Origin of the sequence: Yersinia pekkanenii (assembly GCF_001152565.1) — a bacterium.
In the GTDB taxonomy this organism is placed as follows: domain Bacteria; phylum Pseudomonadota; class Gammaproteobacteria; order Enterobacterales; family Enterobacteriaceae; genus Yersinia; species Yersinia pekkanenii.
In genome coordinates, this window is sequence record NZ_CQAZ01000054.1 from 1 (window position 1) to 24,212 (window position 24,212).

Below are 24,212 nucleotides of genomic sequence, written 5' to 3' on the forward strand. Positions count from 1 at the left end.
ATATCCACTTTTCCGGCTCCGGCATACAACTGCATCCCAGCCCCCTGCGCAAACAGGCTGACGGTACCGATTTATTAACAAAGAAACGGTGTGTTCGGTACTGGTTATCCAACAATGCGATGAAAGGTTCTAGCGTGATCTGATAATTAACCTGGTCGGCTGAACCCGATATCCGGCGAAAATCTGTGATAACACCGTGTACCACCTTCTGTTCCATCAAACTCTGCAACAAGCCAGTCCCCATCGTCAGCGTTGCCGGTTTGCGCAATAATTGGTCCGCATCAATATTTTTATCTGTGCTGGTGAACAGTATATTGTAGTGATATGTATTGCTGAGTCCCTCATTGCCGCTGAAATCTTCGACGTCCAATGGTGACAGGCAGGAAGGAATATCAAGGCGGTAGCGATTCAGAGTAGTTCCGGTGAGTTTTGATAATGTGTTCTGTAGCGTGTTAGTAAGATTCATGGGTTTTACTCCGTGGTAATAACCTGCTTATTTCAAGTACAAAACAGGCAAAACCTATCTTTATCGTTAAATTTTGCTAGCAATGGATGGCTCATCATATTCGCGTTTAGTTAGCGGCACGTCATAAGCCCTTCTATTGAGCATTTCAAATCCCAATACAAAATGTCTTGGATGGTTACCCTTATCTTTGGACTCAATAACGAGTTGAACAATAAAAGGTCCAGTGGATGTATCAGGAAGATGATAAAACGAAGGTGGGATACAAAGTTTCCCATCTATAATTGTTAGATTAGGTTCATCTGTGAATGTCCCTTCTTTAGGGGGGGTACTCCTGAGATTAATAGATATAAAAACAGGCTGATAATCTTGTGCATTAGGAATAAAGAAGCATACTGAATCACCATTCATGTAGGTGCTGGCCGTCTCAGAGGGATAATACTTCATTTGTCCCCATGGACATCCTGTTAACATCAATAAGCAAAATAAAGACAACATCGTGAAAAATAGAAAACGCAGTTTGTTTCTTATCACCAAGGAAACCCTCGCAGTACATTTCGGTATGATTTTCTTATTACGACTTCAGAAATATCGCCATCAAGAGTAATAATATTATTTCTTCTCAATCGCCTCCATGCACTATAACCACGCGCCTGCAATGTAAAGTTATCCGCAATAATTTGCGCTTGTTGCTCCATGGGATATTCGCTTAACAGCCGCCCATCGAGTTTATATCTGTACCGAACAGCATTTCATAGAGCGAAGGCTGGGGCATCTTACTTATCCTTCAGGGGTAATAACGTCATGCCATGATTATTCAGTTCAATCTGACGAGCCTTATCGGGGTCGAGGTCGTCACGGCTCAACACCACCCGCCAGGTGTTATTCGCGATATCGGGTGCCAAAAACATACCCGCCACCGCCACATACTGCGTTTTTTCGTCCAGCGGCATATCAATGGACACCGCAGCACCTGGGCGAATACGGATATCTTTTTCAGCCAGTAAATCGGCTTTGATGGCCTGGCTGTCCTCGGCAAATAATGAGGGATAATCGGTACCGTCAAACGTTTTGCGGTCTTGTAGCTGATAGATGCGCACCACCGTGGCCAGTGGGGCACCGGTCGCGTTGTTGTTTACCGCATCCCGCGCCTGTATATCCAGATGCAGGGTTTTCACCTGCTTATAAAAAATGGATTTTGTCACCGCGACCGTGCCGTCACTCACTTTCTGGGTCAGTCCACATCCGCTCAGGGTGGATATCATGACCAGCATCAGTAATGCAAAAGGTGTTTTACCAGCGGTAATCGCCATATTCATCAGTTTCCCTTCGGTGAAGATTTTCCTGAACACGCTGATAGCGGCCCAGATTAATTGTGATCATTTCAGTATTATTTTGTCGGGTTGACGCGGCGCGCTGTGTGCGCATCACGGCGGTTCTGCCTAACAGAATACCGGTGCTTTTCGGCTGGCAGGAGAGTTGCGCATCAGGCAATAGCGCGCGTAACACCGACAGTTGTAAACGCACATGCAGCCGTGACCCCAGATACACCTGCAATAACGCCAGCAAATCGCGGTGTAACTGCCCGCCGGGCAACCACTCGCGGGCTTCATCGGGATTATCCGTCTTCAATCTCAGCAATACCTGACTGTTAACATCCACCGCGTGACTGCCCATCACCGGGCTGTTGCTCATGCTGACCGGGTGGCGCGTGCTCATGGTCAGTGGGTTGTGTAACGGGATACGGCAGCGGTCATGGGCTATCACGCGGGCCTCTGTTTCCGGTGCCAGCAACTGAACCAGCGCCATAATGCCTTCGCTGGTGCGCGTGGGCAGCCGCATCATGCTGGTTAGCGCCAAAAAGCGGGATACTGGCGTGGCGATATTCTGTGCACATCCCTCAATACCCAAACCACAAAGGCTCAACAGGTATTGAGAGGTTTTATCGGTGCCGCCGGGCGAAAAACTGGCCGGATAGGAGTATTTACGCCAGATGCGATAATACTGCGTGGTCAGCCGGTGATTGAAGATATCGAGAAAGTCGCTGACCGCCTCATGCCCTTCGCGGCGCTGGGTAATATCGTCGATATAGGCGGTGGGCAGCGGCGATTCCACACCATACAATCCCATAAAGGTGGTGCGGATGGTCGGCGGCAGGTGTGGATGCTCAGGTATTTCTATCCGTTTAAATTCACTGGCCGGAAACCCCATGCCCGGATGGGGGCGAAAACGCACCGGATCGTGCCTGACCTGCCAGTGGCTACCCAGCGGGGGCGCATCCGGCTGGCTTTGTTCCAGTAACTGACAGAAGCGATAAAACTGGGTATACGGCAGTTTATCCCACAGTTGTTCGATTAGCCGGGCAGACGCTGATTATGATTCTCTTTCCATCGGATACATTTCCCGGCAGGCTGAACGATAAGGGTGAGCTGATTAAACAGATGGATGTCAGCGTAAAGCGCAAAGAAGCGGTTGAGCATCTCGCCGAACAGGTGAATGTCGCCTTCACCGGTAAAGCCGTTGCCATCCAGTGTCACTTCAATGTCGATACCTCGCAGCAGAAAGCCCTTTTCAAACCGCTGCGTCTGGTGGTGCTGCACCTGTTGAATGGCATCAAGACGGCGATTATTCAGTTCATCCCCCTGCCAGTTGTACAGCTCCAGCGTCCCGCGTAGCACCTCCGCACTGCTCATCAGGTTGAGGTAACTTGATCCCAGATGGCTCAGTACCCGCCACTGGAAGTGATCTTCCGCCGGGGGATAAGAGGGCAGCGTCGGCTTGCAGAGATTGCGTACTTTCAGCGGCGTCTGTAACACTGCTTCGCAGCGGTCCAACAACGTGCTCTGTAACGCTTTGCGCGGGAGCTGACCATTGGTACCGGTAATTTTCAGCGACACCGCCTCGCGGGTGAACAGCCGGTCCGCTTCCCACTGCTGGCCGCCGAGGATCAGCCAGGTATCGTGCAGCCCGGTCACCCCCCGTTTCACTCGCGTGTGGAAATAGCGTTCCGGTGCATGCCGTCGCTGCATGCCACCGCGATGGCGAAAACTGGTAAAAGGAACATAGGTGGCATCGGATGTCCGCTGCGAGCCAGTCACCGTGTCCACGGAGTAAATTTCGGTGTGCCCATCCTGCAAGCGGCGCGGGCGCAGCATATACTCACTTTCCAGTCCATTGATGGTCAGCGGATCCGCTTCCAGTGAGAACAGGTTAACCACTGGCACACAATGCAGGTTAAGCGCGTCATCCCTGACCGGCAGGTCGTTTTGCCACTGGCAGTCAAACACCACCTCGATATCAAACCAGGCAATCCCCGCTGGCAGCGTCACGGTTTCCAGCCCGTTCAGATGCACGAACATAAACTTCTCGCGGAAAGTGAAGTATTCCAGCAACAACTGATAGCCGCTGAAGGCGCTGTCGCCTTTGGGCCACAGCAGATCTTGGTCTGCAAAGCCACCGGGCGAAAACCAGCCATCCAGTTTTATCCGCTCAGCCTGATTGGGCAGACGCAAGTAGAGCGCGGCCTGACGCCGGGTCAGGGCCAGATGTAACGCACTGCTGACCGCCGCCTCTCCCGCCAGATAAAAGCACAGACGACGTAAGTCCACCTGTGACCAGTCAGCTTGTGGGCTGCAGGCCAGTCGCAGGCGCAGCACCGAACGGCCGTCCGGCTCAGTCGCCATCACCACGGTTGAGACGGCGAGCGGGTTGAGTACCATCTCGCGGGTGGTACGGTACTGGCAGACAGTATTTTTCGGCCCGATGGGGCGGGAATAGATTTCCATGCCTGCGGGCACGATTTCAGCCATTTTCATCGCCGGAACATCCGGGGTCAGCGAGACAATGGACAGCGAAGGAATGGTGCGCAGATAGTGCGGCCACAGCATGCTCACCAGCCCTTCAGTGAACTCAGGCAGGTCGTCATCAATTTTTTCGCGCAGCCGCCCCATGGAGAAGGCAAAACCTTCAAACAGGCGTTCAACGTAAGGGTCAGGCGTACCGGGTTTATCCAGATCTAACATCGCCGCCCGATCAGGGTGAGTTTGGGCAAACTCTTTCGCTGCATCGCACAGATAGCGCATTTCAGCATCGTAATAACGCAGGGTAAGGTCTTTCATGTTATTCCAATTGAAATTAGCTTTAATGTGGTCCGACAATTAAACGTAGAAACTGGATAGATATTGGAAAGAAAACAATATCAGCGGCAGCCGTCAGCGGCGTGAGGACAATATTGGTGGCGAGGTTTTTCGGATAAAAATTCGTTTTATTGTCCCACGAATAAAATTCAATAATATATTTTCTTCCCAGAGATTCTGTATCAATAAACTGATAACTCAGACTGTTACGTGGAATTATCACCCCTTCAATATCGACGTTTTTCCAATAGCGCCCACCTGAATGATGAAAGCCTGACTGTTTAATTATTGTCATCTCTTCTGGTGAAAGCTCACCATTGTCTTTGTTCACTTTAATCAGCAGGATATCCTTAAAGTGAATCGTGACATCTCCTTTCTGTGGTGGTAGGAGTTTCAATTTCAGTGTATTTTCTTCTTCTCCGGAAATAATAGGCACTCTGTCTGCAACTTTATTTAAAGAAAGCAGCTCAGTCGCCCCGTGGGTCAGAATATAGATGTTTTTCTCCCCCAGAAATGCGATACCTTCTGAGGGAATAGTCAGCGGAATGTTGGATTTACCCTTAACAACTGAGGCGGCAAGATTTTTATACTGAAATACGCCGGTTACGTTATCCTTCAGTTGAGTCACTTTCTCCATTCGGCTTTCTGTTACTTTATTTCCACCCCATAAAACAGCGGTACACCCGGACAGCAACAGCACCAGACTGAAACAGGCTGCAGATTTAGTTATTTTCATTACGACTTTTTGTTCCTGAAATAAGTGTTAATTTCACCGGCATCATTTCCGGCATTTGATTTTTTTCTGGCGCTAGCCACACAGCACCGCAGCCCGTGCCGGGTCGAGGGCCACTAATCCGGCGAGCAGGTTTTCCATCTCGCCATGCAGCCGTGATTTGTCCGACTCTGTCCGGCTGGCTTTCATGCGCAGCAGTTTCAGGCGACGGGCTTTCACTTCAAACAGCAGTTCCGGTTCCCATTGGCTGAGCGTCATCAAGGTCGCGTTCCCCTCCAGTTCACCCAGCAAATGCAGCGCCATGTCATTTTTGCCATATTGTTCGGCGACCCGCGCCATCAGCAGACGGATCAACCACTGATGGCGGAGTGTGCGGGTGCCTGGGCGGTGTTGCAGCCAGTTCAGTGCCGCTTCCACACCTTCGCTATCGGCTTGCGCCAGCGCTTCCGGCTCCAGTTGCAGAATATCGTCATCACCCGCCGTGCTGGCGGAGGCAGCCGGTTCACTGCCCCAACTTTCGGCGGCCATCACCTGCTGAGTTATCCAGTTTTGCGTCACTGCGTCGGCAAACGGGGTGCCGTCATTAAACGCCAGACCTTCAAGCCCCGGCAGACGGGTCAGCAGACCATTCAAATCCTGCTGAATGATGTCAGCCCAACGCTCATGCAGCCCGCCTGTTTTGGTCAATGCCTGATGGGTATACCACTGGAGATCCAGCCACAGGTGATTAACGCCCTGTGCGAACAGCATGTCGGTTTGCTCCAACAATTCCAGCCAGCTTTGTTGCAGATAGAGTCGTTTCAGCAGGGCACGATTCTCCGGCTTGGGTGGGGCCAGACGGGTACATCGGTCGGCGGCCAACGGCGGCAATTCATGCAACGTGTCCAAACGGATGCTTTTCATCAGACGATGTCCCGACAGCCAGCCGTTCGGCTGGTCGCGCAAGAAACTCGCCAGCAGCTTTGCCTGATCGAGCAAATCACGCCCGGAGCTGACCGCTTTCAGTGCAGGGGCATCCGATGCGGCGTGACGGGGGGTGCTGCTGTTTTGTGGAATGACGGCGTCTGGGCCGCCGGACTGCATCAGTCGATTTTCCAATGCCGCATACAGGCCAGCGAACTGAGGGCGGGTAGGCTCATCCCAGCCACCAACACCGTCTTCGATTAGCGCCAGCGCGCCCACGATGCGCTCAAAGTCAGCCTTTGCCACTTCCGGATAGAGTGACAGGCTGTCCAGCACCCGGCTCCCCGCCAGCCATTCCAGTGCCAGTTTGCGGCTGTTGCCCCGTTGTGGATGCAGTGCATCACCAAAACGTTGGACCAACCCGGCCAGCAGAGCCAGACCATCCGCCAGCCCGCTTTCGCCATCGATGTGCAGTCGCGCCCAGATATAATAGGTCGCGACGCGCACATCTTTGCACGCACCGGTCAGCAGCTTCTCCGCCAGTGCGCAGACCAAACCGGTGTCCGCGCCGGACAGTTTGTTGACCTCTTCACGCATCTGCTGGAAGTCATCGTCATAACCGGGATCCTCACCTACCGGTGACTGGGCAGCAATGGGGATAAGCCACTTTTCCCACAGCGCAATCTGCTGCTGGACCGGTTGCGCAAGCGCCTGCTGTTCAGCATGGCAGGCGTTGAGTAAGCTGTGCAAGGTGGCCATCAGTATTCTTCTCCAGTTGCGGCATCCGCTTTTTGAACAGCACCAGTGGCATCCACACTGAATATTTGCGTCGGTAAGACGAAGTTACGCAGTTTCAGTAACGCCAGCGGGCCTTCCCCGGCTTCGGTGCGTAGGGTGTAGTTCAGCGGCCTGCCGTCAGGCGCTTTCCAGCTAAGATTAAAGCTGCTGTTGACTCCCTGATATGGGGTGACCTGCGCCTTATCCAGTAAACGGATCCACCCCCAAGCGCCGGGGAGATCGGCAAACTGCCGGGTACCGGCCTGAGTGCTTATCCAGCTCAGACTGGCCCCCGGTGCTTCGGTGTCGTTGGGCCAGGTGAAACGTTTCCAGACCGGCAACTGGTTGTAATAGCTGAGTTTCTGGCTGTCGATCACCAGATCGGTCTGCATCACGTCTTTGGCGGTGCCGGGGCGCAGTTCAAAGCGTATGCCTGCTTCACCGTTGGCAAACACCACGTCAGACAAATAACTCAGTTGGTCCACCGCTTTCAGGAACGCCGGGTTAAACGTCAGCCCCTGAGCATTGATGCTGTCCGGCACCCAATGGCTGCCCTCTTTGTGCAGCACGCCATTCAGCCGGGTTTGCAGGAAGCGGGCGATACGGCCACTGTCGCTGTTGAGATAACGTGCCAGCAGCGGGAGTGACACTTCACTGCTGGTATCTTTTAACGGATAACGTCCGCCAAAGGTACTGTTCCAGTCATCGACAATCGACGCCTGCCACTGGGCATTCAGACTCTGAGCGGCGGGGGTTAATACCTGCTGCCACGCCTGTTCCATTGGCTGGACAAATACCGTCTGGCCAAAGCCACTCCACTCCTGCCCGAGACTGGCGGCGACCAGACTGCCGTAATCACGGGTTTCGGTCAGATCGACCGCCTTGCCCTGAAAGACCGTCTGCGCCAAGGTCTGGGTCATGGCCTGAGGATCGGCGGCATTCACCACCTGCTGAAGTTTAAGCCGTACTTGGGTAACACGGGTCAGGAAGGTTTGCAGGCTAAGGTTAGTGTTGCCCTGCCCGCCAGCCTTGCCGTCCATCAGCGCCAGTACCGGCCCGAAAGTGGCATCCAGCGGCCCCTGTGCACCCGCTTGCTGATCAATAGCGGGCTGCTCATCGCGGTTTAACAGATTTTTGGCCGATTTGACCAGCGAATCCGATAGCGCATCACCGGTTTGCCCGGTTTTCCCCTGTACGCTCAGGGTGTTCATCAGCGCCACCAGAGGTGACTGGCGCACGTCTGCCATCAGGGTGAGCTGGTCGATGGAGTCCGATAATGTCTGTGCTTGCTGCCAGTGCAGGCTGTTGAGAAAGTCCAGCCAACTGGTAGAGAAATCAGCGAAATAGCGCGCCTTCAGACGTGCCTGCAGGGCTTCGGGAGAATCCTGCTGCAATGCGGTATTTTTACTGTCACTCAGTACCCAGTCCATCTCTTCCCGACGCTCACTGGCCACTTTTTCAATCGCCGGTTTTACTGCGTCATCCCAGGCTTTACGGGTGAACATGCCCGGCACGACGGCATCGGTGGTAAAAATCCGTTCAGCATCGGTATCACCGGTCATATCAGACAGGCGCAGATCAGCATACTGATTCGCCACCTGAGCCAGCATCTTCTGATAGAGCGAAGATTCACTGTTACGAGCACCCATCTGACTGATCAACCGGGTACGTACCTGACTGACCAGGTTTTCATCCAGTTTCAGACGCCAGGCCGGGTGCAGGGAAAGATTACGGGCATAAAAATCCAGTAGAGCGGGACCGCTGCCCTGCCAGAGGCTGTCCGGCACACCACTGCGCTGTGGCCAGTCATGAAGCAGCGTGGTGCTAAACCATGGCGCATCCATTTTCTCCGGGCGCGCCAGCATCAGATAGAGTTTTAACTGGTCATAGGCAGGTTTTACCAGCGTGTCACGCAACGGAGAATCCGGTGGCAGCTGCGCCATGGTGCTGAGTTGCGCTTCAAGGTGACGAGCGGCGGCATCACGCAGCAGAGGGGTGGCGCTGGCCTGATAATGTGGCCAGAGCGCGGCCAGCAAAGCATCGTTCTGGCTCAGACCAAACCGGCTGTACCACGGCGCACCTTGCTGTTGGCGATACTGTAATCTGTCTAATGTGTGTTGCAGATCCAACTGCGCCTGAAGACGGGCTGGCAACGGCTGCTGCACGTTAGCCGCCAGTTTCACCTGAGATTCACTGGTATTCAGGGTGTCACGGTTGATCAGGAATGACATCACCATGCCCGCGCCCCATACCACCATGACGCCAGCCAGCGCCAACGCCAGCGTTTTACGCCAGGCAAATCCGAGCTTTTTCGCGGCTAAGCCGGAGGGCAATGATGGCAGTGAATCCATCAACACATCCCAGCGATTATCCTTGCCCCAGTGGTGTTTCACGCTACGTTTTGCATTGACCGACGCCGGGCTGAATATCACCCCCGCCAACGGTGAAGGTCGATACGGGTTCAGCAGCGTAGCCAGCGGGCTAGCGACAGAATCTGGCTGACGCGCTAATTGATCGGCCAGTTGCAACAAAAACGGGTGCTGGGTGTTGCTGCTAATCTGTTGTGTACCCTGCTCAATCAGCGACGGCACCAACCCGGCAAGCTGTGTACTCAGTTCGTCCGGTTGACAGCCCGCTGGCAGCAAACAGCCGACGGATTGGGTGATGCGATCGGCCCCGTCATCGGCATGCAGTGACCAGACATACAGCGGCAACCGCCAGCCAAGCAGCTCAAAACGTGCCGCGAACGCTTGTGCCACGCTGTCCATCATATCGACGGTGAGGGTTGTTTTTGATTCTTTCTGACCCAGCGTCGTGCGTTGAGCCAGGGCTGAGGTCACCCAGACCACCCCATCTAGCGGGCGGCGGCGCAATTTACGTAAAGCACTCAGCCATGCGCTATCAGCCTGCGCCCCCAAATCGCCGCCCCACAACAGCACGGTGCCACTGTCTTCCTGCCAGTATTGCGACGTCAGGCCGGGGGTGAGTTGTTCAACATCAGCCGCACTGCCGGTGAGTAACAGAATGCGCACTTTGCGGGGCCAGAAGCGGCCGTAGGTATGGTGCAGGGCTTGTTGTAATTCAGTGACCGTGACATGACGGGGCGGTGTTTGTAGCAGGCGATCTTCACTGCCCGGCAGAATATTTTGCTGCTTCTCTTCTTTTCTGTGCATTAATTGGCGCACTAAATGGAGAAAGGCGGGGCCAAAACGCAGCGCCATACCCAGCAAACAGACCAGCAGGAATACCACGACTTTTTTGTTGGTCGTATCGAGCCCTATCATTTCACCCTGGTGCCAGATTGCCCAGCCAATGAGACTCAGTGCCGCCAGCAGTAGCACTGTCAGTCCTCCAACACGCCAGATCCTACTTAACACGCTCATCCCCACTCCCTGATGTGATGGTATAGACAAAATTTTCTGCTCCTGTTGTGGATAACCCTAACCATGATTGCTTCCCGATACCGACCAAGTCAGCCCCCAGAGCAAGGGTAAACCACGGGGAAAAAGGCCCCTGGATACCGCAATATGTTTCAATAGTCTGAATATCTTCGGCCTGCCAGACCGTACCCAGCGCGTTGCCGATTTGGATGAGCGTAGCGGATGACGCCGTCCACTTTTGATGGTCACCAACAATACTGGCGGTCAGGCGCGCCTGCGTCTGAGTGGTCAGAAACAATGTCAGCTCTTCTGCAAGATTGCTCACATCCAGCGCCATAGGGCGCAGCAACCGAACGGAATGAGGTATTGCATATTTTTGTGCCACATCGTCACTGGTGAACAGCAATGCTGCCAACCCGTCGGAATAATGCTCTCCCCCCTGCAGTTGCATAACCAGAACCAGCTGGAGGGTGGATTCAGGCTGTTTAAGTCGCTCATCAAGGGTATGGAAGGATAAATGGTCCGTGATATTCAACGATGAAGGAGCAGAGTGTTCAGGAAACTTTTCCTGCCAGCAGCCAGCAAACAGAGCGTATAAATCCTGCCGGATTGCTTCCGGTTCATCGGTTAATAGCGTGACCTGGAGAGATAATTCCTGAGGAAGAGCCAGAAGTGCATTTTCGATTCCATTCAGTAACCCGTTAATTGCCGTCAGAGATAGCTGTGTGTCTTCTGCCAAATAATCAATACGGCGCACCAGACCCTGTTGTTGCGTCAGCCCCTGGGCATTTTGTTGTAACAAAGCCGCTGAGATATGGTCAGGCAGCAGCAAACAACTTGCTGACACAGCCAGATAACGTTCCGCCCAGTCTGTCCACTGCTGCTGCGCGTGCCTGGCCTCATGTTGTAAGAACTGAAAGTGTTCCAGCTCACGTCCGTAGAGGTAGCCACGTAGGCTGAAAACCAGTATCCAGAACACCAGTGGTGTCAAAGCAAGCAGCCAGATATTGATTGAATTCAACACACTCAGTGAGCCGGATGCATGTAAAATAAACAGCAACACACTCGCGATAACTGCCAGCACCGCGCCGAGCAACCAGCTCGCAGACGAAGGCGGTGTAGGCTGCTCAGTCGTAAAGGGGTTTTGACGTTCCCAGCCCATGATTTATCCTATTGCACAATCCGATGCGCTGGAGATGACCTGACAACCGCACTGACAATGGCAGCCATCCACCACGACTGCTTTACCGTCTGAAGACCATTCAGACGAACCCTCCACGATGGGGTTAGTGCCATGCCCGGTGACCGGGCAACTGACTTCATCGCCAATCAGTGCGACTTTTTTGCCATTAACAACCATGGTCGAGGAGGCAGAAATAACGGAACCACCGTGGGTGGTTTTATCGCCGAGTAATACGAAACCTTTGGGCATGAGAATCCTTGTTTTATAAAATCTATCGCGAGGATATTAACGTTTTACAATCAGAGGTTATTATTTATTTACCACACAACGGAAATTATACTTGGGAAATATCCCACTATCTTTATTATCAGGATCAGGTTTCGAAAACTGCCGGTATACCGTTTGGTTTGTGAACTCTCCACCACCAATTTGATAACCTCGAATTACCTTATACACACCATTATCGGGACCTTGAGGATTTATTTCAGGAGAATTATTATAATAGCTATCATCATACCAGTCACTGATCCAGTCTACGCCATTACCTGCCATATCAAACAAACCAAGTGGAGTAGGAGGAAATTTTCCGATAGGATAACTAAAACCAGAATCTACTAACATTTCTGATTTTTGAACGCTGTTGGCTAAATTACTTCCTGGCTCATATTTTCCATTATTCGTTGCGAAAATAACATATCCCCCCTCTATTCCGTGCAGCATATTCCCATTGCGATTCAGTCGGAAGATCTATTTTTTTATTTGATTGCTCTCCTAACCACAAACAATATTCCCTTGCCTGTTGCCAGTTAACTATCGCTGGCATATTTTTATCTCGAACATTAGGAAAATACTTTAACCACGATGTCAAAGGAGAAATTGTGTTTTTTTTTGCTTAAGATAGAATATTCATCATACTCTTTGAATGTTACTTTATATTTTCCCATTGAAAAGTCGCTGAGCGTAACTTTATGAAGTTCTTTATCATCGTCATTTCCAGTGAGTGGTAACTTTTCTCCAATTAAAGGACCAAAGTCCCCCATCATAAAACTGCCACCTTTAATGTCGACCATATTATTCAGAGACTGCTGGGCTAAAGAATCTTCCGCCTGATACCTGCTGGTCTTTTCTTCATGTTTTTGATCACACCCGCTAATAAGCAGAATAAAATATAGTGTTATATATATTATTCACATTCAACTTCCTAAGTGTTACTATCCATCATTTATTAATGACACAACGGAAATTATATATTGGAATTATTCCTCCTTCTTCTTTATCAGGGTCTGGCCTTACAAATTGGCGGTACATAGTTTGATTAGTAAAAGGCCCTCCGCCCCCAAGGTACCCTCGAATAACTTTATAATTTCCATTGACTGGTCCTTGTGGATTTAATCCTGGTGAATTTATATAATAATCTTTTTCATACCAGTCATTCATCCAATCCACACCATTACCCGCCATGTCAAATAAACCAAGTGGAGTAGGAGGGAACTGGCCTATGATATAGCTGAATCCGTCTATACCAGTGAGCGTTAGTTTTTGTTCTCCGTCAGCCATGTTTTTACCGGGTTCATATTTTCCATTATTTGTGGCAAACACAATATATTTGCCTTTGTTGCGGGCCGCGTATTCCCATTGTGCCTCTGTTGGTAAATCAATACTTTTTCCTGATTGTTTTCCTAGCCATTGACAATAGTCTTTTGCTTGTTGCCAGGTTGTCACTGCTGGCATATCCGGATTACGAAGCTTAGGGTAATCTTTGATCCATAATTTTAATGGAGTTATTTTTTTTGTATTAGTCAACAAAGAATATTCATCGTATTCTTTGTAGGTGATTTTATATTTCCCCATTGAAAAATCGCTGAGTTTAACCTTATGAAGGTCTTTATCATCCTCATTTCCGGTAAATGGCAATTTTTCTCCAACTAAAGGACCAAAATCGCCCATCATAAACTCCCCTCCTGCCACAAAGACCATATTGGCCAGTGACTCTTTTACCAGGACGTCTTGCTGTATCTGCTGGTGATCTGTTTTATCCGCCTGATACTTAAATGCTAATAACATAGCGCCAATCAGAACCGTGCCACATACCGGGATTATTATTTTTTTATTCATGTCAGCATTAATAGGAGTTAATCTAAATAACTATAAAGGTTTAAGATCATTCACCACACAACGAAACCCATAACCTGGAGGATAAGTGCTTTTCCCACCTTTTTCAAACTCAATCAGGTTCCTTTTAGAGCGGGTAAAGGTCATATTACTTATAGAGTGAGCTCCAACTGAGCCGCGCGTCACTTTGTCCGTTCCTTTTTCTGGGCCACGGGGATTATGCTTTGGTGACTGCTGATAATAGTTTTCATCATACCAGTCTTCCACCCAATCATGGCCGTTCCCCATCATATCGTACAAACCTAGCGGGTTGGGGGGATATGTTCCTACAGGGGATAATTCAGAAGAGAAGTTTTTTTCCGGTTCGAACACATTATTGTTATTAGCAAATACCAGTAGTTTTCCACCGCTACGAGCAGCATATTCCCATTGAGCTTCCGTCGGTAAATCTATTGTTTTACTCACCACATTACCTAACCATTGACAATACGCTTTTGCATCGTGCCAGTTGACTGAGGCTGGATAACCGTCTCCGGTACTTTGATAAAATGCGGGTATTTCATCTTCCATGGTTATTAATCGATTGTATGCATTTGTTTTTGGTCGTCCTTGGATCTCAAGATAACGATTAAACTGCCCCCAGGTGACTCGATATGCTGAAATACTGAAGTTATCCAGCGTCACTTTTTGTTCCGGTTTATTATCCTGATCCGGGCTATAAGGGAGATACTCGCCGACCCGGTGACCAAAGTCGCCCATCATAAACTCCCCTCCTGTCACAAAGACCATATTGGCCAGTGATTCTTTTACCAGAGCCTCTTGCTGTATCTGCTGGTGATCTGTTTTATCCGCCTGATACTTAAATGCTAATAACATAGCGCCAATCAGAACCGTGCCACATACAGGGATTATTATTTTTTTATTCATGCCAGCATTGCTCCGTTATTTTTATTATGTTGCTGATAAACCAGTTTACTGCAACTACTTAATAATACGGAATTAACGGGTTGTAATGGTATATCAGGATCAATATTGTTGGCTGTAGGCAACGAAACGTAAATTTGTGCCAGTTTCTCTGCATAATGGCTTGCCTGTACCAAACCAACATAAGGATAAATACGGGCTTCCTCGCCCTTTGCCAGAAACGCCAATACCTGCTGCTGATTCTTTTCCCAGTCCCCCTTAACCTTAGCACCAGGAATTTTATCCAGATGCTGCATTACATTTTCATAATCTCGTTGTGATTGCACCCATTTAAGGGTATATAAAATCGCCAACTTACGTGCACTCATTATCGCCCCTGGCCCGTCACAGGGTTGCATCTGGTTACTTGAAAGGCTGAGAGTATCCCAGAAATTAGTTTCAATCAGAGCAGCGATCACCGCCCCTTTGGTTTCTGGCGGAGAATATTTTAAACAATCGCCATCGCTATCATTAATTTTATCCATTAACGTGACACGTTGTTCTTTAGATTCCCAAGAACTAATCAAGGATTCTGTTATATTTTCTATTTCCACCCCAAATTTAACGCCATTTAATAATAAAATTGGTAGCATACAAAAAGCATAATAATCACTTTCCAACACTATTTTTGTCAGTTTTTCATAATCCATATTTCTTAGCATGTAAGTGAAACAGGGTAAAAATTCACTCGCAATTTTCTCTACATCAATCTCAAAACTGGCAACGCCTTTACCGCCACCTCCCCAACATAATCCGCCCTTGACCATAGTCCGTACCGTTCCACCTTTGAAAGTGAACGTAATCATACCGCTGGCACCGGCACCAGCCTGAACGGTTACCCCCGCCCCCACTTTTGCCAATACGGCAAAATCTTTGGGTTTTTCTGGATTTCTCCATTTCAAAGCACCGCTAAGATTCACCCCATACTCTATTCCGACAAAAACACTCAACTCACCGGCGATATCAGAATCATCTATTGCTTTGGTAATATCCATTTTACGGCGCCCAGGCCCTCCCTCCGAACCTTCTCCCGATTTGGCTGGTACCCCTTTAATACTATTACCGTTTAAATTAACTCCGGCTTCAATTGCAAGGCTAGCACCTAAGCTACCTGATAGAGATAATGTCAGTTCAAAGAGAATTGTCCCCAACGATCCCCTCCCACCATTTTTATGTGGGTATTCTATTGTCCAACCATTCCTATCAGGTAAATATAGAGTTCCTTTAGTCCGGGATTCTGCTAATGCAAAACTGGCATACATACTCGCCTTTCCGGCTGAGTTGGGCTTAAATGCAATCCCTTTGCTGCTTAATTCAGCCGGGCTTGCCGTTATAGAGCCAATGTCCAGCTTTGGCTGATTCAATAAACATCCCAACCGTTAAGGGTATTTTGTTTTGATTAAGGGCTTTTCGTGAAAATACGGATTTAACCTTCCAGGGGTAATAGTTACTGAGAGAAAATCCGGCGGGCTGAACATTAAAATGTGAGAAAAATTTTTCTGTCATCTCAGCAACATCATCTGCTTCATGCAGATTCTGTAAGGGGGTGTCATCGTCAATATCAATTTTTTTCATGAACAGGCTGGTCACCAGCGGTAGCTCGCTTTTGACAAATTTTCTGACGCTGTCTTCGATTGTCATGTTCACCCGATTTTATCCTCCGCTCGCGCGATGGTGTTATACCTGCTGACGGTTTTGAAACTGATCGTGGCCACATCAGTCGCCAGTATAATCCATCCTAAAACGGGAACTGCTCTTCCTGCAAATGCCCCCAGATTATTAACCCAAAACACCTTGACGCCGCTTAACGAAAAGGATTTTTTTGTCAATGTTGGTAAGACGCGTTTTTTGAATTTGTAGCTGAGATGCTTGCGGAAAAAAAGTGACGCATGCGACGTACCTTTTGTTGCTGTATTGGGTTTTCCAGGTACGTCGACACTATTATTACCGAGGATCACAAAAGCCACACCTACGATATCCTTGATGCCCAGTTGATTTTCAGTTTCATCCACCAATATCCAAAACAGCAACTCATAAGCCGTCAGATTATTTAATCCATTAAAAAAATAAGTACCGTTAAGTTCTTCAACCGTATCCATAGGTATAATCCTCCTGGGCAATAAACGAGCAGCACTGGCTACGTCCCCTATCTTTTAGGGGTTACTATTTTCTTGGTTAGATAAGGTTTAGCCCCTCATCACCAAACTCCAAGGTGATCCCGTCGGCTTCATCCCAGCCCAGCGTCAGCGCGGTGGTGCGCTGTTGCTCAGATAGACGGCTTAACAGTTGCTGACTCAGTACCGGTAAAATCTGCTGGTTCAGTAGGCTATCGATATTGCGCGCGCCGGTATCCGGCAGCAGGCAGGCGGCGACCAACTGGTCATACAGGCTTTCTTCAATGGTGCAGTGCAGGCCGTAATGTTTGTTCAGGCGTTTGGCGACCTGTGCCAGTTTCATTGCAACGATGGTGCGCAGCGCGATGGCGTCCAGTGGGCGGTAGATCAGGGTCTGGAAGCGGGCTAATAGCGCGGGCTGGAAATGGTCGCGCAGGATCGGGCGCAGCAGCTCGTGTAAATCACTGTGCGTCGCTTCCGGCTGCTCGTCCAGTAACTGCATCAGATGATCACTGCCCAGATTGGCGGTCATCAGGATCACGGTGTTACGAAAATCAATTTCGCGCCCTTCGCCATCGCGCATGATGCCCCGGTCAAACACCTGATAGAACAGGTTCAGCACATCGCGGTGGGCCTTCTCCACTTCATCCAGCAGCACCACGCTGTACGGGCGCTTGCGCACCGCCTCGGTCAGAATGCCGCCCTGACCGTAACCGACATAGCCCGGTGGCGAACCTTTAAGCTGGGAGACGGTGTGCGCTTCCTGATATTCAGACATGTTGATGGTGATCAGCGATTTCTCGCCACCGAACAGGGTATCGGCCAGCGCCAGCGCGGTCTCGGTTTTGCCCACCCCACTCGGCCCGACCAACAGGAATACCCCCAGCGGGCCATTTTCAGAGGTCAGGCCGGTTTTAGCGGCACGCAGCCGTTGGGCCATCTCAACCAGCGCTGCATCCTGACCGACCACGCGGGTCGCGAGGTGGTTTTCCAGTTGCAATAAATCAGTCTGTTCGTCTTTCAGCAGGCTGCTCAACGGCACGCCGGTCCAGTCAGCGATAACCGTTGCCACCGTGCGCACATCGACATCCAGCGACAGCAGCGGCGCATTGCCCTGAATTTGACTTAACTCTTCCTGCAACCTGGCCAGATGTGCCACGTTGGCGATATCCTGACGCGCGTCAACAATCAGTGTGGTGAGACGTTTCTCTGCTGCATATTGCTGTTCCAGTTTTTGCTGCCCAACGGCCAGCTCGGCGCGGCGTTTATCAATTTCAGATAAGCGCGTTGAACCAATACTCGGCAGCAGGAGCAAATCATGCTCAATGGCCTGCTGCTCCATCGCCAATGCAGCCAGTTCGGCGTTAATTTCCATCAGCGCGACCGGTAGCGTGTCGATGCTCATGCGCACCCGGGCACCGGCGGTATCGAGCAGATCAACCGCTTTATCCGGCAGTTGGCGGCCAGTCAGAAAGCGGCGCGACAGGGTAACCGCCGCAGTGATAGCAGAATCCAGAATGTGCACGCCGTGGTGCTGGGCGTAGCGGCCCTTTAAGCCGCGCAGCATCAGGCTGGCTTTGGCGTCGTCCGGTTCGTCCACTTTCACCATCTGGAAGCGGCGTTCCAGTGCGGCATCACGCTCAAAATACTGTTTGTATTCTGACCAGGTGGTGGCAGCGATGGTGCGCAGTTCACCACGCGCCAGTGCCGGTTTCAGCAGGTTGGCCGCATCGGCACCACCGGCCTGATTACCGGCACCGATAATGGTGTGGGCTTCGTCGATAAACAGCAGCACCGGACTGGGGGATTGTTGTACCGCCTCGATGACATTCTTCAGGCGCTGTTCGAACTCGCCTTTAACACCCGCCCCAGCTTGCAACAGGCCCAAGTCCAGCGTGCGCACACTGACGGTTTTTAAGCTGTCCGGTACGTTGCCGTCAGCAATGCGCAGTGCCAGCCCTTCAACCAAGGCGGTTTTACCCACCCCCGGTTCACCGACCAAAATCGGGTTGTTTTTACGGCGGCGCGACAGGATATCAATCATCTGGCGGATCTCGCTGTCGCGACCAAAAATAGGGTCAATCTGGTTGGCACGGGCTTTGGCGGTAACGTCGAGGGTGAATTTATCCAGCGCCGCTTGCAGGGCGTCATTGAGTTGGGGCTGACCACTGGCAGAGGTAACCGTCGGGGCCTCATCGGTCAGATTGACCGGGCTGTCTGCCAGTGCTGCTGCCTGCTGCACCTCAGGGCGTTCATCGGATTGATTATCCAACAAGGGCAACAAGCGGTGCAACTGAGTGGTACTCAGGCTGAGCAACGGCCATCCCGCCTCGGCGGCCAATAATGATGGTGAGTTTATCAGGGCAGACAATAGATGGGCGGAGCGCACCGCATCGGCATCTTCCTGCAACGAAGCATCCAGCCAGGCGTTTTTGATCAGTTGCTGTAACGCGGCGGACAACTGGGGTTTGCCCTGCACCGTGCGCGGCAAGGTGTCCAGATGGGCCAGCAACCCCTGCCACAGGCTGTCCATATCCCATTCATAACGCCGGGCAATCACCGTGATATCACCCTCGCCCTGTTCCAGCAATTTCAACAGCCAATGTTCGACGGTGATCTCGGCATGGGCGCGGGTCTGACACAGGGTGGCGGCACCGGCCAGTGCCTGCGCACAATAGGGGTTGAGACGACGAAGTAAAACGGCTGACTGATGTTCCATGCTGTATTCCTTTTTTAGGTACGCTACCGCCCTTAGCCTTTCCTTTGCAGGAGCCCAGGCCCATTAGGTCGATGTCCGAATTGTTTTGCTGTTGGCGAAACAGCCTGAACAAGCAGTTTCGCCAACGACAAAAAAGCAGACGGCGAACCGCCTACTTGCGGGGTTACCCTAAATAATTCGTGTTGCAGGCAGGCGGCAAGTGAACGAGGCCCTGGGAGCAGAGATAACTCTGTGACCAGGGCGAGCGAACGTCGCCAACGCACCTGCGGCGCGAAGCATGACGGGTAACTATGCCGTGGCGCGTTCGTTCCATGAATCGGAATGAATGATGTTGCCGTCTTTGAAGGTCCAGGTGATTTTTTCGTAGCGCAATTCCACCAGTTCCAGGTGATTGTGCTTCTCTTTCGCCGGATCTTTCACGTCGTGCATTTTCGGCGCGACTTTGACTACTTTGACGTTTTCCAGTTTGGTGTTGAAATATTCAACTTCCTGACCGGCGTCATCAATGCGGTACCATTTGAACTCGGCGGTTTTCAATGTTTGACCGGTGGTCACTGCTTTGTACAGATACGGGGTGGACGCATCGATTTCTTTGGTGAACACGAACGGGGTGTGGATACGGGTGCCGGTCAGCTTGCCGGTATTGTTATCGGTTGGGATGTACAGGTTATGGTCCTGTGCCACGATCTCAATGCTGCCTTCACGGCTTTGCACATCAACAGAACCCTTGATGTCCGCACCGCCGTCGTCTTTCAGCCACAGATAAACTGGAATTGCCATGGTTTACTTCTCCATTTCTTGCGTTGATACGTCACTTTCATCCTGTGACGCTGTTTTTACGTCGGGCACCTGACAGGCATCAGCCTGCGGTACCAGACTGATTTCGACACGGCGGTTGGCCGCACGACCCGCTTCCGTATCATTAGATTTCAGCGGACGACTCTGACCATAACCCTGTACCGCAAAGCAGCTTTCCGGGATATCCCCGGTATCGCGCATCCAGTCGCGTACCGACTCTGCCCGCTTAAGTGACAGAATTTGGTTGGATTTTTCATCACCGGTGATATCGGTGTGACCCGCCACCACAATCAGCCAGCCGGGTTTGGCCTTAATCCCGACCAGTGCGTTGATAAGCACTTTGGTGGAGCCGGATTTGAGTTCTGATTTGCCCACATCAAACAGTGACAGGCTGTCGAGGCGCAGGGTTTTGGGCCCCTGAACAATTCGATTAATCACCGGTGGCGGGGGTGGCGGAGCCGTCCAGCTATTGATAGCAATATCAAGCGGAGCCCTAAGCCGCAGCCCCTGATACAACCCCAGTGACAAACGCATCGGTGCACCACTGCGTAACCAATCATCCAACAGGTGTGCATCCGTGCGCAGTTGTTGCTGAGCCAGAGTCTTAGGGGCTGGGGGGGTGCCGGTGAGGTGGTTATACTGTGACAGATGATCGCCCACGCTCTGCACCAGCCGCTGGTTGTTGACAAACGAGGCCAGCAGGGCAAACAGTAAAAATACCCCGCACAACACACCGGCCATCTGCCAGCACTGCATCAGGCGCGAGACGCCGCGACGACGTGGCAGATAAGGCAGCAGCACGTCTGGCAACGGCAGACACTCTGGCTGTGGGGTCGCCACCGGGGTCAGCGTGGTTATCCCGCTAATGTGCGCCTGCCACAGATTGTCGTGACGCGCCGTAACCGGGGTAAAGCAGCAACCCCAGGCGCACAGGGTCAGCGCCGGGACATCGCCATGCCGCTGGGTCAGGATGCTCAGAACATGTTCATCAAGCCAGGACAGAAGACTCTCCATCCAGAATACCGCGCTCAACCTTTCCTGAACGTTGCGGTCTTGATGCTGGCTCCATTCAACCAGCGGCATGACCCCTGCCCCTGCTTCCTGAACCTGAATACCCTTTTGCCCCGGAGTGACCGTAAACCAAGGTTCCGTTTGCGCTGCTGAGGCCATTGGCGGTGACAGCCAGATGCTTAGCCAAACCGGTGGGATCCCCGCAAGCCAGCCTTTGCACTGCACCACAGCCCGTTGCCAGGCACGCAGGGATTGTGAAAAATCATCCCGGTCCTGATGCTGTTCCGGCACAATGGCCAGTAACACCGAAATCTGGGCAATCAGTGCCGGGCGTTCCGCCGCCAGATGTTGCGCGAGGATCGGCAGTTGTTCTGGCAGTTGCACCGCCAGATACCAGCCTTGACGGGTTTCGCGAAAAGATGCAGAAGTAGAAAACAGAGCATCGCTGTCACCACAAACCAGTACCACCGCGCCCTGAAAATCTTCAGGGGGCAACGTTGAATCTGCAATGGACTGGTGAGCCACTTTATAGCGGTTGTGTTTGCGCCACTGAAAATAACCGACACCCCCGCTGAGGATGACAACCAGTATGCTCAGTGCCACACGGCTGCCGGTGCCCAACGGCCAGAACCCTAGGATAAGCCACAGTGCCAGACAGGTACCCAGCAGCAGCAGCAGTAACGGTGTTAATCCGCGCATCCGCTAGTGCATCCCGGTCAGTTGAGACACCATGTGCGTCAGTTGGCTGGACAACGTGAACCACAGAGCAACCAGTATTGCGACGCCCGCCACCCACGAAAACCAATAGGTTTTGCGCCCAGACCGCAGACGCAGTGAGCGCGAGACCAGCGGAGTTTCCTGCGAAGAAGTAAACGGCGGCACCAGCAGACTCAGCTTACGCACCACATCTTCTCGGCGCTCGTCGCCCTGTTCACGGTAGCGACCGGCAAACCCGAGGGTCAATGCACGGTAAAAACAGGTCAGCACTGCCGTGTCTGGGGCGGGTTCCTGCAACACCGTGCGGATCCGCTCCCACAACTCTTCACCTGCGTTCAGGGTATTGAAGTAGCGCGCCTGAAGTGGGTCTTTCAGCCATTTGCTATAGCCGCTGTCCTGTTTCTGGCGGTTCAGCACGCTTTCATCCAGTAACGCACACTGGGTGTACAGCATATGGTCACAGCTGATGTCGCTGAAACCGGCACGCGACAACGTCTCGCGTGCACCATCAATCCACTCACAGGCACGGCGATACAAGGCTTCGCCATCTTCCACTTCCTGCCCATTACGCAACTGACTGACCATCAGCCAGCAGGGATAAAAGGCCGCATCAACCACAGAGGTAGTTATTTTGCTCATGAGCGTAGCACCGCAAACAGTTCGAGTGTGACATCACCCAGTGAACCTGGGGTGTAGAAAGCACAGTTACCCGCATCCAGCATGGCCTGCGCGGCTGGCCCCGTGAGGTCGAGGGCAAAATACTGATTCTCCAGACGCAGTGGGATAGCGGCTGGCACGTGAGACAGCGGTTTCATCGCCACACCGTTCAATGCCACGTTAACCACATCGGACACATCCTCGACGCTGCCAGCCTTACACAGCAGCGGGAACTGGGTTTGCAACAGATGGTTGGGGATGGAAGAGCGAACTGAGAGATAGAAATCAGCCCCTTCACGCAGTCGAGCATCATGCAATGAACCGGTCCAGAATTGGCCCGCGTGAGTCAGTTCAATCGCCACCATACGGGACGGCAGGCTGGCTTCGAGCAAGGCATCAAGCAAAGTGAACAGCGGCGGGAAAACCTGCTCCGGCGCATCATGTTGATACAGCGGAATATCTTCGGCTTTATGCTCAAGGGAAAAGGTCAGCAAGCTACCGGCGAGACGGACCAGTTCGCGATAGAACAGTTCGGGATGGCGGGAAGGCGTTTGGTACAGCTCCATCAGTACCGGCTCGGCACTGTTTAACGCATTCAGTAACCAGAACAGCGACACATCGGCCACCGCGAAATCGGCCATCCGCTCGTTACTTTCACGCCGCATGGCCATCAAGCGACGCCGACGCGCCTGCAAACGGTGGATTAAATCCCCCAGTTCAGTCAGCACCACCGGACTGGCCGCCAGCGACAGCATCGGCGGGATAAAAGTCTCATCCTGCACCCACTGTCCCTGAGCATTGCGTATCAAGCGCACCACCGGACAGGTTAGATAAGCACTGTTTTCCTGATGGGCAAAACGCAGCGTGACCGCATGGCGCATGATCGCCAGTTCAGTGCGCTCATGACCAGCAAGCTCTTGTACCGTGACCCATTCTTGCTGCCAGCGGCGCGGGCGCGCACTGTCCTGACCATCATCCAGATTGCCACCGTTAGCCGACAGCAACGGCAATGCCAGCACCACATCGACCACATCACGGTCTGACACCGCCGACAAATCGCAAGCAGGCGGCAAGTTATCCGCCCGTTCAGAATCAATCAGCGTGCCATCGGGAAAACGCACCACCAGCCGCAGTGCATTCAGGCGGGAAAGCGCCAACGAACCACTGTCGAATGCCGCATCGATGACCCCCCATGGCGCTGCCAGTGTCATGTGGGCCACGCTGTCTGCCACATAGGCATCCCAGCGCGACTGTTGCTGGAATTGTTGTGGGGCCAAAAAGGCCCCGTCATTCCATAACGGACGATAAATTTTCATCGGTACTTCCTTGCGTACAATCATGCCCAAAGTCATTGGTGTTGCAGCTAGACGGCAACTGAACGAATCCCCAGGAGTTGACTAACGTCAATGACTGGGGGGAGAGAAGGCAGCCAACAACGCTGCAACTTCAAGGACAAAGGGCAATCAGGCTTTCGCCTTTGGCATCTGGGAAACCAATGACAGATTCACATCCATACCTTCAACCTGGAAGTGCGGCACCGCATACA

Annotated in this window: 24 protein-coding genes; all 24 read right to left on the bottom strand. The window is 51.9% G+C overall.

Annotation, left to right across the window (positions count from 1 at the left end; all coding sequences use genetic code 11):
- The coding region (locus AEP37_RS19755; RefSeq protein ID WP_049614965.1) for a contractile injection system protein, VgrG/Pvc8 family at positions 1-466 on the bottom strand (466 nt) is incomplete at its 3' end.
- A gap of 66 nt (positions 467-532) precedes the next feature.
- On the bottom strand, positions 533-997 hold the full coding sequence (locus tag AEP37_RS19760; RefSeq protein WP_235801414.1) for a putative T6SS immunity periplasmic lipoprotein: 465 nt from the start codon (positions 995-997) through the stop codon (positions 533-535).
- Positions 998-1,239: 242 nt separating this feature from the next.
- Positions 1,240-1,776, bottom strand: coding sequence for a type VI secretion system lipoprotein TssJ (tssJ, locus tag AEP37_RS19765; protein ID WP_280512718.1), 537 nt, complete (start codon positions 1,774-1,776; stop codon positions 1,240-1,242).
- Positions 1,757-2,818: a type VI secretion system baseplate subunit TssG gene (tssG, locus tag AEP37_RS19770; protein WP_072086367.1), complete on the bottom strand. Its 1,062-nt coding sequence runs from the start codon at positions 2,816-2,818 to the stop codon at positions 1,757-1,759. The genes tssJ and tssG overlap by 20 nt, the downstream gene beginning before the upstream one ends.
- Complete coding sequence (tssF, locus tag AEP37_RS19775; RefSeq protein ID WP_049614968.1) at positions 2,818-4,581, bottom strand: type VI secretion system baseplate subunit TssF; 1,764 nt, start codon at positions 4,579-4,581, stop codon at positions 2,818-2,820. The genes tssG and tssF overlap by 1 nt, the downstream gene beginning before the upstream one ends.
- Positions 4,582-4,603: 22 nt before the next feature.
- A complete protein-coding gene (locus tag AEP37_RS19780; RefSeq protein ID WP_049614969.1) occupies positions 4,604-5,335 on the bottom strand; it encodes a YidX family protein in 732 nt (243 codons plus the stop codon).
- Between the two features lie 72 nt (positions 5,336-5,407).
- Complete coding sequence (gene tssA / locus AEP37_RS19785) at positions 5,408-6,994, bottom strand: type VI secretion system protein TssA (RefSeq protein ID WP_049614970.1); 1,587 nt, start codon at positions 6,992-6,994, stop codon at positions 5,408-5,410.
- Positions 6,994-10,395, bottom strand: a complete 3,402-nt coding sequence (locus tag AEP37_RS19790; RefSeq protein WP_049614971.1) for an ImcF-related family protein — start codon at positions 10,393-10,395, stop codon at positions 6,994-6,996. Before AEP37_RS19790 ends, tssA begins: the two co-directional genes overlap by 1 nt.
- Positions 10,379-11,554, bottom strand: a complete 1,176-nt coding sequence (locus AEP37_RS19795) for a hypothetical protein (RefSeq protein WP_049614972.1) — start codon at positions 11,552-11,554, stop codon at positions 10,379-10,381. The genes AEP37_RS19790 and AEP37_RS19795 overlap by 17 nt, the downstream gene beginning before the upstream one ends.
- A 3-nt stretch (positions 11,555-11,557) precedes the next feature.
- Positions 11,558-11,824: a PAAR domain-containing protein gene (locus AEP37_RS19800; RefSeq protein WP_049614973.1), complete on the bottom strand. Its 267-nt coding sequence runs from the start codon at positions 11,822-11,824 to the stop codon at positions 11,558-11,560.
- A gap of 60 nt (positions 11,825-11,884) precedes the next feature.
- The gene (locus tag AEP37_RS27620) at positions 11,885-12,295 is read right to left on the bottom strand and encodes a formylglycine-generating enzyme family protein (RefSeq protein ID WP_268872769.1); all 411 of its coding nucleotides are present in this window, start codon (positions 12,293-12,295) and stop codon (positions 11,885-11,887) included.
- Positions 12,249-12,398, bottom strand: a complete 150-nt coding sequence (locus AEP37_RS27625) for a formylglycine-generating enzyme family protein (RefSeq protein ID WP_268872768.1) — start codon at positions 12,396-12,398, stop codon at positions 12,249-12,251. The genes AEP37_RS27620 and AEP37_RS27625 overlap by 47 nt, the downstream gene beginning before the upstream one ends.
- Positions 12,399-12,414: 16 nt before the next feature.
- Positions 12,415-12,618 carry a hypothetical protein gene (locus tag AEP37_RS27630; protein ID WP_268872767.1) on the bottom strand — a complete coding sequence of 68 codons (204 nt, stop codon included), beginning with the start codon at positions 12,616-12,618 and terminating at the stop codon, positions 12,415-12,417.
- Between the two features lie 175 nt (positions 12,619-12,793).
- Positions 12,794-13,690 carry a formylglycine-generating enzyme family protein gene (locus AEP37_RS19810; protein WP_049614974.1) on the bottom strand — a complete coding sequence of 299 codons (897 nt, stop codon included), beginning with the start codon at positions 13,688-13,690 and terminating at the stop codon, positions 12,794-12,796.
- A gap of 30 nt (positions 13,691-13,720) precedes the next feature.
- Complete coding sequence (locus AEP37_RS19815; protein WP_053101984.1) at positions 13,721-14,614, bottom strand: formylglycine-generating enzyme family protein; 894 nt, start codon at positions 14,612-14,614, stop codon at positions 13,721-13,723.
- Positions 14,611-16,014 (bottom strand): hypothetical protein, encoded by a 1,404-nt coding sequence (locus AEP37_RS19820; RefSeq protein ID WP_167337947.1) that lies wholly within the window; start codon positions 16,012-16,014, stop codon positions 14,611-14,613. The genes AEP37_RS19815 and AEP37_RS19820 overlap by 4 nt, the downstream gene beginning before the upstream one ends.
- Positions 15,965-16,291 carry a DUF1493 family protein gene (locus AEP37_RS19825; protein ID WP_049614975.1) on the bottom strand — a complete coding sequence of 109 codons (327 nt, stop codon included), beginning with the start codon at positions 16,289-16,291 and terminating at the stop codon, positions 15,965-15,967. Before AEP37_RS19825 ends, AEP37_RS19820 begins: the two co-directional genes overlap by 50 nt.
- A 2-nt stretch (positions 16,292-16,293) precedes the next feature.
- The gene (locus AEP37_RS19830) at positions 16,294-16,749 is read right to left on the bottom strand and encodes an STM2901 family protein (protein ID WP_049614976.1); all 456 of its coding nucleotides are present in this window, start codon (positions 16,747-16,749) and stop codon (positions 16,294-16,296) included.
- 76 nt (positions 16,750-16,825) lie between these two features.
- Positions 16,826-19,483 (bottom strand): type VI secretion system ATPase TssH, encoded by a 2,658-nt coding sequence (gene tssH / locus AEP37_RS19835; RefSeq protein ID WP_049614977.1) that lies wholly within the window; start codon positions 19,481-19,483, stop codon positions 16,826-16,828.
- Positions 19,484-19,771: 288 nt separating this feature from the next.
- On the bottom strand, positions 19,772-20,263 hold the full coding sequence (locus tag AEP37_RS19840) for an Hcp family type VI secretion system effector (RefSeq protein ID WP_002210014.1): 492 nt from the start codon (positions 20,261-20,263) through the stop codon (positions 19,772-19,774).
- Positions 20,264-20,266: 3 nt separating this feature from the next.
- Entirely contained in the window at positions 20,267-21,991 is a 1,725-nt protein-coding gene (locus tag AEP37_RS19845; protein ID WP_049614978.1) for an OmpA family protein, read from the bottom strand.
- A gap of 3 nt (positions 21,992-21,994) precedes the next feature.
- Entirely contained in the window at positions 21,995-22,648 is a 654-nt protein-coding gene (gene tssL, locus AEP37_RS19850) for a type VI secretion system protein TssL, short form (RefSeq protein ID WP_072086368.1), read from the bottom strand.
- On the bottom strand, positions 22,645-23,982 hold the full coding sequence (gene tssK, locus AEP37_RS19855) for a type VI secretion system baseplate subunit TssK (protein ID WP_049614979.1): 1,338 nt from the start codon (positions 23,980-23,982) through the stop codon (positions 22,645-22,647). Before tssK ends, tssL begins: the two co-directional genes overlap by 4 nt.
- A 147-nt stretch (positions 23,983-24,129) precedes the next feature.
- Positions 24,130-24,212, bottom strand: an 83-nt coding sequence (locus AEP37_RS27360; protein WP_227507558.1) for a hypothetical protein, incomplete at its 5' end; no start/stop codon positions are given.